10 protein-coding genes are annotated in these 9,708 nt (G+C 44.6%); all 10 read right to left on the reverse strand.

Going from position 1 to position 9,708, the window contains the following annotated elements; genetic code table 11:
- Positions 1-185 precede the first annotated feature (185 nt).
- Positions 186-1,220, reverse strand: coding sequence for a phospholipase A (locus D0T66_RS09005; protein ID WP_163356955.1), 1,035 nt, complete (start codon positions 1,218-1,220; stop codon positions 186-188).
- Between the two features lie 17 nt (positions 1,221-1,237).
- A complete protein-coding gene (locus D0T66_RS09010; protein ID WP_163356956.1) occupies positions 1,238-1,717 on the reverse strand; it encodes a YkgJ family cysteine cluster protein in 480 nt (159 codons plus the stop codon).
- The gene (locus tag D0T66_RS09015; RefSeq protein ID WP_163356957.1) at positions 1,704-2,768 is read right to left on the reverse strand and encodes an asparaginase; all 1,065 of its coding nucleotides are present in this window, start codon (positions 2,766-2,768) and stop codon (positions 1,704-1,706) included. Before D0T66_RS09015 ends, D0T66_RS09010 begins: the two co-directional genes overlap by 14 nt.
- A 70-nt stretch (positions 2,769-2,838) precedes the next feature.
- The gene (locus D0T66_RS09020; protein WP_163356958.1) at positions 2,839-3,486 is read right to left on the reverse strand and encodes a TatD family hydrolase; all 648 of its coding nucleotides are present in this window, start codon (positions 3,484-3,486) and stop codon (positions 2,839-2,841) included.
- Between the two features lie 51 nt (positions 3,487-3,537).
- Positions 3,538-4,110 (reverse strand): GTP cyclohydrolase I FolE, encoded by a 573-nt coding sequence (gene folE / locus D0T66_RS09025; RefSeq protein WP_163356959.1) that lies wholly within the window; start codon positions 4,108-4,110, stop codon positions 3,538-3,540.
- 28 nt (positions 4,111-4,138) lie between these two features.
- Entirely contained in the window at positions 4,139-4,633 is a 495-nt protein-coding gene (locus D0T66_RS09030) for an SPOR domain-containing protein (protein WP_163356960.1), read from the reverse strand.
- Positions 4,634-5,164: 531 nt separating this feature from the next.
- Positions 5,165-5,926 carry a triose-phosphate isomerase gene (tpiA, locus tag D0T66_RS09035; protein ID WP_163356961.1) on the reverse strand — a complete coding sequence of 254 codons (762 nt, stop codon included), beginning with the start codon at positions 5,924-5,926 and terminating at the stop codon, positions 5,165-5,167.
- Positions 5,927-5,964: 38 nt separating this feature from the next.
- On the reverse strand, positions 5,965-7,308 hold the full coding sequence (locus tag D0T66_RS09040; protein ID WP_163356962.1) for a BT_3928 family protein: 1,344 nt from the start codon (positions 7,306-7,308) through the stop codon (positions 5,965-5,967).
- 21 nt (positions 7,309-7,329) lie between these two features.
- Positions 7,330-7,878: a DUF1599 domain-containing protein gene (locus D0T66_RS09045; RefSeq protein WP_163356963.1), complete on the reverse strand. Its 549-nt coding sequence runs from the start codon at positions 7,876-7,878 to the stop codon at positions 7,330-7,332.
- Positions 7,879-8,039: 161 nt separating this feature from the next.
- Entirely contained in the window at positions 8,040-9,389 is a 1,350-nt protein-coding gene (locus D0T66_RS09050) for an FISUMP domain-containing protein (RefSeq protein ID WP_163356964.1), read from the reverse strand.
- Positions 9,390-9,708 lie beyond the last annotated feature (319 nt).

Here is a 9,708-nt window from a genome sequence, read left to right on the forward strand (position 1 = left end):
ATTGATACTTGTCGATTATTTATACCGAAATACAAACAATCTGTACTACACGCTTAAATCTATCTCTTTTCTAATATGTCAATGAACTCATTCTTTTCGCCTCCTTCATTCTGGAAGCGGCTGCAAAGATATAAACTTCTTTTGAATGCGCAAGCATTATGAGCAAACTTTTTCAAGTTTTTTTTTCAAAAGATAGAAAACATATTCGTTTTGATGGATATTCCGGCTCTTATACGTTGTCTATATTCCTTATAATCAAGCATCGACTCGCCATAGCCATCGTAATACTCGACATATAAATAAATATCTTCGTTGCTGAACATACGAACCGAAAAATTCAGCATAACATTGGCATCGAAGAATGCTCCTGCTCGTTTGGTCACCACGCAACTGATATTATACTTCCTTTGCAGGCTCGAGTAAGTTAATGCTGCAAAGCCATAGCCCATGTATTGGGTTATGTCGGGGTTGCTGTCGCCATCAACTATAGGAATCCACAATTTTGACTGAAAAACCCATCTGTCGCGAAAGACAAAGAGGCTATTAGCCGATATTTTGTTCCAACTGCGGGAGGCATCCTGATCTTTTCCGTTCGATTCGTGCTCAAATTCCAGTCCAATTGTCCCTAAAAGCCTGTTATTGTGAATCAACGGGCGACCGATACCGATAGTAGGGTTAAAATTGAGATCGCGGAAAGGGAAGGATTCGCGATATATATCCCAAAAGGCTTTCTGCGTATAAGTCAGGTATATATGCGTATTGAACGGCAGGGTACTATTGGTCAGCCGCTGGCGGATACTTACCTGAAACTTACAGTCCGAATTCCATCGGTTTGTCCTCGAAAAAGCTTCTGTACCAGTGATAACGTAATTATCTTTATACATCCCGAACGAGGGCTGGTTATCGAAGGCACGCAGAAGGCTATCGGCATTCGACAATTGGCGCGATTCGCCAAATAAAGAGCCTATTACACGCCTTGCTGCTTCCCGTATCGCGGGCACGGAATCGTTCTTTTCGTCCGCAAAAACTTTCCCCCGCCTTCTCACAGGAGATGTCCCGTCCAATTGATGCTTGAGCTGGGCAAGGTCATGTATTTTCTTATGCAACAGGGCTATGGAATCGTCTACGGCCTTTATCGAATCTTGCTTTGTCATTATCTGCGAGTGCGCATCGACAAAGAACAGGAATAAAAGGCTTGTCAGGAAAAGCAGTCTTTTCATCTTCGTGTATTGGGCTGTTATTTTTTAACCAACTGTTTCAGTACCTCGTATGCAATAGGGCATGTAGCCGTATTTTTCACCGTGAGTTTGTATATCTGGACAAACTTCTTACGGTCGGTGTGAGGATACTCCCTGCATGCTTTGGGACGATGTTCGTATATCGAACAATAATTGTCCGGCATGAGGAAAGGGCAAGGCATCGATTGGAAAACGTAATCGCCGTCTTCGTCGATTTTCAGATATTGCGCAACGACTTCCGACGGCTTCACCCGCAGGGCTTTCGCTATGCGGTCGATATCCTTGTCGTATATGGCAGGGCCTAATGTTTTGCAACAATTGGCACATGCAAGGCAATCGACCTTCTCCGAAACTTCCTCATGAAGCTGGTGTACAAATATATCCAGTTTTTCGAGATGTTTCTTATTTTTCTTATAATATTGTAGGAATTCTGCCCTCGATTTTTCTGCCAAGAGGGGAAGATTGTCATATTCTTTCATTGATTCTTTCTTCGGGACGGGTTATTTCTCCGACTAAAGGCACACGCATACGCACCTTTATATCCTCCTTTTCGTAGCTATGCCCTATGAGGAACATTAATTTGGCAATAGCGGCTTCTGCTGTGGAATCGAATCCACTTATAACACCGGCTTTCAGCAATTCCAGCCCTGTCTCGTAGCGTTGCATATCCACACTTCCTATTTCGCATTGAGTGACATTGACAATGATAACGCCCCGTTTGACGGCATCGCGGATAGCATCGAGAAACCATGTCGTGAGCGGGGCATTGCCCGAACCATAGGTTTCGAGGACAACGGCTTTTATCCCGTCTATATTCAATATGGCTTCGACTGTCGTCTGGTCGATACCCGGGAAGAGCCGCAGGACAACGATGCGCGAATCGAGGTGGTAGTGGAAGCGTGTTTTCTTTTCATTATTAACAGGCAGAATCGCTTTCTTATCGTACCAGATATGTACTCCCGATTTAGCCAGATAAGGATAGTTAAACGAGCGGAAAGCATTGAAATTATCGGCATTTATCTTCGATGCCCTATTCCCCCGAATCAGGTAGTTCTGGAAAAAGATACATACTTCGGGCACAATAGGTAAGCCTATCAGGTCTTTATCGGCAGCTATCTCCAGTGCTGTGATAAGGTTTTCTTTGGCATCGGTGCGGAGTTTACCGATAGGCAGCTGCGAGCCTGTGAGCACAACGGGCTTACTTAGGTTCTCTATCATAAAACTCAATGCCGATGCTGTGTAAGCCATCGTATCGGTTCCGTGCAGAATGACAAACCCGTCGTAATCTTCGTAATTGTCTTCGATGGTACGTACCATCTTCTGCCAATGCTCGGGGCGGATATTGGATGAATCGATTACGGGATCGAAAACTATGTGATCGACCTGAAAACGAAAGCGTTGCAATTCGGGTATATGGCTATTGAGGTGCTCGAAATTGAACGATTCGAGAAATCCCGTTTCCGGATTCTCGACCATCCCGATCGTACCTCCTGTATATATTAATAATACCCTTGAACTGTCGTCAATCATTCCGCAATGGTTTTATCTTACAAAAATAACGTTGTTTTTCTAAATATAACTAATGTGAAGCAAAAAAATCTTACAAATTGAAAGCATTTTTTACATTTACGCCAATGTTTTCAATTAGATATTCTATACAAACATCTGATTCCCGTGATACATTTTGACAAATAGACAAAACAGGAGTATCAGACATATCCGTTTCGCAAAAAAGCGAATCGAGCGGTATTCTTTTGATTGTTTCGGGATTGAATACTTCTCCTACGGAAATCTTAAAACCGGCATGCAGTAATTGTTCGGCTTGCTGCGGCTTCCCTCTGAAGCCATGCACAATCCATGCATTGTCGGGCTGATACTCTTTCCGCAGGGCGATGAGTTCGTCCCATGCCTTTACGCAGTGGATGATAAGCGGTTTCTGCACCTCTATGGACAGTTCTATCTGCTTGCGGAAGTAGTGTTCCTGCAATTCCCATTCAGCGCCTTTCAGCTTATCCAATCCAGCTTCGCCGATAGCGACCACCCGCCTGTCGAGGGCTATTTCTTCGAGCCGCTGGAATTGCTCGGCTGCCTTGTCCATATACCACGGATGGATGCCACACGAATAATATACGCCTTCCTTATCCTGCAAATCAGCTTCGAGGGGATAAGTATTCAGGATACTTACCACCTGATAGCCTTGGGGCATATCGGTCGGAAGATGATGTGTATGTATATCGTATAACTTCATAACAAACAGTATATAAAAATAAAACGAGGTCTTTTCAGAACCTCGTTTCAATCAGTTTTTTCCGCGAATCAGATTGATAAACTCTTCTCTGGTCTTGGCTTGATTGAAAACTCCGGTGAAATCGGATGTTGTGGTCGTCGAGTTCTGTTTCTCCACTCCCCGCATCTGCATACACATATGCTGTGCTTCTATAACAACCATCACCCCCAACGGGTTTAGTGTGTTATGGATGCATTCCTTTATCTGGGTTGTCAGGCGCTCCTGCACCTGCAAACGTCTGGCAAAGACATCCACTACGCGCGGAATCTTGCTCAGCCCGGTTATATAGCCATTGGGGATGTATGCCACATGTGCCTTTCCCCAGAAGGGAAGCATGTGATGTTCGCAAAGTGAGTAAAAATCAATGTCTTTGACGATAACCATCTGGCTGTAATCTTCTTTGAAAAGCGCCTGTTTCAGTATCGCTTCAGGGTTTTCGCCATAGCCTTTGGTCAGATAAGTCATAGCCTTCGCTACACGTTCCGGCGTCTGCAACAGTCCCTCACGGTTTACATCTTCGCCCAATAGTTCTATTACCTTTTTGTAATGCTCCGATAACGAAGCTATATCTTTTTCGTTGTGCATCCTCTACGATGAATATTGATGTATAATATCAGTATGTCGGGCGTTTCACGTTCACGTTGTCGACGACATACATTTCTTTCCCGAACGATGGAAATTTACGCTTCATTTGCTTCAATATTTCCGTTGCCTCGGGACGGGTGATAAAATTGCCCGCATGTACCCGCCAGAAAGGAGCTTCGTAAGTCATTGTCACCTCCTGATCGGGAAAAGCGTTGCGAACCTGACTCATTTTCTGTTGAGCTTCGGTTTTCGATTTAGACTGGTTGTTGCCCGAAAATACGAGAATCTTATACCCTTTCACAATGGTGTAGTTGGTATGCAACAAGCCTTGAGCCAAGGCTACACTATCTACTTCGTGATAAGTCCCCAGCATCCCGTCGATTGTTTCGTCCTGCATGACAGTCACCCTGCCTTGTCCGTTTACAGGTGAATTTATATCATCTATAATGGACTTGCTTTCTTGGGCTGCAAGGCATCCGAAACCAACGAACAATGCCAACAATGTACATAACAACTTTCTCATACGCTGCGTTTTAGGGATAGATAAATATAGTATTAATTGAAAACATTCTTTTAAATTGTACTCTTTCTGCCACACCTTTACTGCGCGGAATTGCTACTCAATTCCTTGCTTCGTTCATTTTGCCATTGCGCAAAACGAACCAAAAGGCTAGTGCTGCGTTCCTTGTTGACCCGTCAGTCGGTTTGCCGGCTAAATGAAATAAGGAATACTTCGTATTCTGGAATTTCATTTTACGCCATCTACACCGGACGGGTACCCCAACTGCGGAACTGATGCACGTCTTTTTTTTCAAAGACTCCGACATTGCCGGATAGGCGGGGTACCCACACAGCGTCAGTGAGCGTTAAGAGCAAAACGTGTCTGAGCTACGAAGTAGCGAGTTTTTTGCTCAGCGAACAAGCTGCCTGTGGGTCGTCGTAAACGGCTAAGTCGTGACTTTTTGAATACTTTTTGGTCAAGCAAAAAGTATTGAAGGCAAGCAACGACAGTTGCGCGACAGTACAATTTAAAAGAACGTTCCTATAGATTTTATTACTCCATTCCTGCGATAACGCCCATGAAATCGGCAACTTTCAATGAAGCTCCACCGATAAGGCCTCCGTCGATGTCAGGGCAAGAGAACAATTCTTTTGCATTACCCGGATTACAGCTACCACCATAAAGGATAGAAGTGTTATCAGCAACTTCTTTGCCGTATTTATCAGCAATCGTTTTACGGATGAACGCGTGCATTTCCTGTGCCTGAGCCGATGTAGCAGTCAAGCCTGTACCAATAGCCCAAACCGGTTCGTAAGCAAGTACGATTTTACCGAAATCGGCAGCAGACAGTTCGAACAAAGCATTTTCGATTTGCGTTTTCACTACATCGAAGTGCTTGTTTGATTCTCTTTCCTCTTTTGTTTCGCCGATGCAGAAGATAGGTTTCAATTCGTTAGCCAATGCCAATACTGTTTTCTCTTTCAGGATAGCATCTGTTTCGCCATAATACGAACGGCGCTCAGAGTGTCCGAGGATTACATATTTAGCTCCTGTAGAAGCAACCATAGCAGCCGAAACTTCGCCTGTGTAAGCACCTGAAGCTTTGTCGGCACAGTTTTGAGCAGCAACATTGATTTTCTTTGTATCGATAGCGGCCGAAACACTGGCTAAATGGATAAACGGAGTAGAAATAATCACTTCGCATTTCACTTTATCGTTATCGGCAATTGCCACTTGTAATTCCTGAGCAAAGGCAATACCTTCCTGAAGATTCTTATTCATCTTCCAGTTTCCAGCTACAATATTCTTTCTCATTGTTTGAAATTGGTTTAATTTAATTATATGATTAAAAATTAGTTATCTTTCTTTTTCGTCTTTCGTTCTCTCAATTCCTCCTCGCGGCGGCGGAATAATCCGAAGTCGAACCCTTTTATCAGCAGCAAAGGTAATATGAAAATAGCACTTACCCATAAGATATTCTTTATATCTTCCTCCTTTTGGTCTATCATCTTGCTGTAAGGCAACGATTGAAGGGGAGCTGTCAGGTTTTCTTCGGCTGGAACGTACACATCCGCCCATTTATTGATAATAACCCCGTTGCGGATAAGCAACAAGCCCGGATTGGTACGTATAATCGTTTTCAGGGCACGTTCATCGGTGCGGCAGAAGTTGAGGTCTACGGCATTTTCCTTCTCCCACGCCCGGATGTCGTTGACGGTGGAAGAGGTCAGGCAATAGAACTTATAATGGTAGTCGTTGGAATAGTTCAACACATCCTCGAAATGGCTGATATAGCTCTGGCTCATATCCTGCAGCACAGGCGAAATCATCAAGAAGACATAGCCCGTATCGGCCAGAACTTCTTCGGTTATATCCGCCTCGGCATAGGCATCCGATGTATCGTCGTCGAAGAGCAGTTCTACGATTTTGAAGTCGGCGATAGGCGGTTCGTCACCCTCCTGAATCGTTTTAGTATCCATGCGGACAAACGTCCACGATTCATCCTCCCACGGATAGTTTTCTTCGGTAAACTCCTGCTCTACCCCATCCTTTTCGTATACGAGGACGCTCTGCGCAATATGCTGCTTGGCATCCGGCGGCAGCTTCATCAGCTCGGGGATGTTATTCCCTATGCGGTAGGGACGGAAATCAACAACCGGATCGTAGCGGTAATTATATATAAGGAAAGCCACCGTAAAGAGAAGGGTATAGAGGAAAGCCATCCAATAGGTTTTGCCCGTAAAGATGTTCTTTATGCGCTCGTGATAGACAAAGACAATGATTGCAAATGCCAGCAACACAATGTTTTTATAGAACGTCTGCCAGTTAGTCAGCTTGACAGCATCGCCAAAGCATCCGCAATCCTTCACGGGATTGGCTATGGCAAGATAAAGCGTCAAGATAGTCATAAAAACCATGACAACCAGCATCAACCGCGAGTTCCATTTGCGGTACAAGCCCAACAGCATGCAGACACCCATCACAAATTCGAGGCCGCACAGAAAGAAGGCCACCGGAACGGCCATCGGCAACAGCGCCGACAGGTGAAAGGCTATCAGGTAATCTTCTATCTGATAGACTGTTCCCATAGGATCAACCGACTTCACAAATCCGGAAAAGACAAAAGTCGCCCCCAGCAAAACGCGGGCAACCTCTACCAATATCTTCATTCCTACACCTGATTTTTCCTTTTCCATAATCGCAATTACAGCTATAACCTACTCATCTTCGGGAAATTCCATCTTTATCAATCCGAAGAGCGAGTAGTTAACCATATCCATATAGTTGGCATCTATCCCTTCGGAGACAAGCGTTTCGCCTTTGTTCTCTTCTATTTGTTTGGTACGATATATCTTCGTCAGAATCAGGTCAGTATAAGAGCTGATACGCATCGCCCGCCACGCCTCGTCGTAATCGTGATTCTTAGCGAACATCAATTCCTTCGTTTCGGTCATATGCTTGTCATACAACGCCAACGCTTTGCCGGCATCTATATCTATCTCGTCCGAAAACCCTAATTCTAACTGAATCAAGCCAATAATACCATAATTGACGATAGCGATAAATTCGGGCTCGATGCCTTCCCCTACCTTGCTGACGCCCTTTTCCTCGAGGCTACGGATACGCTTCGCCTTGATAAGTATCTGGTCGGTAACCGATTGGGGGCGCAGAATACGCCACGAGGCACCATAGTCGGATAGTTTTTTAACAAAAAGGCTGCGGCATAGGTCGATAACCTGCTCGAATTGTTGTTTAGTATCTGCCATATCTTTGGTTTACTTGATTCTATTATCGGAATCACAAAGATAGCTATTTTTCGGAAAAATTCTTTGATATAGTACAGGGAAATAATCCGTATAGATTATTTCCCTGTTATGGATAAAGTTCTTTACATTTTGTTTTCCTCTTCTTTTAGAGAGGAGGCGAGTTAGTTGTCTTTCATGCAGCGAACAGATAAGAGATTGGCACCATAGACTCCCGCCCGGTACACTGGCGCAGCCGTTCTGTACAAGTATCGATACCACGCGTTGCCATTATTTTTACTGGCCGACCAATAGCGAGCATTGCTACCGTAAGTATTGGATAAGCCACTACCGGCACCGCCGGCAAGATAGCCATCGAAACCACCTTGTGAGGAAGGTTTACTCGTTCCACCAGCACCGTTGGTTGTTTTCATGGCGGTGCCGTGGGTGGTTCCGCGGTAGCCGGTATCAGAATAGTCGACTTTATTGGCAGCGCCAATATCAGGAGTAGTACTGAATGTAGCAGTTTTGAGAATAATGCCATTCTCTAAGTCAACCCACTCTTGATCAGATGGCAAATGCCATCCATCGGGACATACACCCTGTATATGGACATCAAAATGACCGGGACCACCTTGTTCTACATAGCTTGGATCAGGAGTTGTGCCATTTGTGCCATCGCCCATATTGATAGCTGCTGCCCAGTTGTAGAGCACCCCCTGTATAGCGCGATTAGATACTTGCAAGTCTGGATAGTGATAGTAAGGAACAGTCGTGCTATTATTGGCACTCTGAATAATATTCTCTCCGTTGGGCATCACAATAGCGCGTAGATTATCAGTCATCCATATACCATCTTCGAAAGTACGTAGATTTTCTACTTCATAGCCTTCGGATATCCAATTAGGAGCCGTGTTAGAATCGCAATTATAGCTACGTTGGATATTGTAAGTAACTATACCCGTTTTATAACCCACATAAAAACGTGCATGATAATAGGTTTGCGGCGCATCATTAGGCCGGTTGTCGATAAATGTTCCCAAAGAGCCCAAGTTGTACTTTCCAAGTAGACGATCGCTCTCTTTATCCGCAGGCCAACCGACCGGACTATCAGGATCGAGATACTCAAAATCACGTTTCACAATTGCCATAGCAACCTTTTGCTCCAATGGTTCGGGGTAGGCTATCAACGACTGCCATTCAGCGCCATCCCAAATATGGATACCCGGACATATACGGTTCGCTTTGGTTTCAACTTTAGCTGTGTTGTAAACCATTAACCCTACATGGTCTTGCCATAGGGTTCCTGCATTGGGTATGGCATTTGTACCCATAGTCAGCGTAGTCAGATCCACAAGTTCTACCCGTGGCAGCGCCAACCCTTTTGTTGTTATACTTCCTTCACTCAGCTCAAGTAGCGCACCCGCAACAGGTGGTGTCGTATCGCCTATTTTTACCTGAGCACATAAGTTGATTGTTGTTAATAACGCTAAGGCTAATATAGTTATAGCCTGTGTCAAGATTGTTCTTTTCATAACAAAAAATAATTAGTTAATATGATAATGAGATAATATGCTGATAATTTATAGCTGTTAGCCGTTAGCTGATAGCTATTAGTCTTGTCATCCCGAGCGAAGGCGAGGGATCTCTTGCCGATAACGGGGCGGGATGCCTCACACAAGGTTCGGCATGACAGCGTATATTGATTTTCTCCCACAAGGATTTTGTTGTTGACTGTTGACTGCTCACTGTTAACTGAAATATTGCCCCTCGCTCCCCCTCTTGTGGAGGGGGCTGGGGGGAGGTAGGTACGGCTGTCGCAGCCGGAAATACCCCTGACATTAACACAAGCAT

Source organism: Dysgonomonas sp. 25, from assembly GCF_010501075.1.
Taxonomy (GTDB): domain Bacteria; phylum Bacteroidota; class Bacteroidia; order Bacteroidales; family Dysgonomonadaceae; genus Dysgonomonas.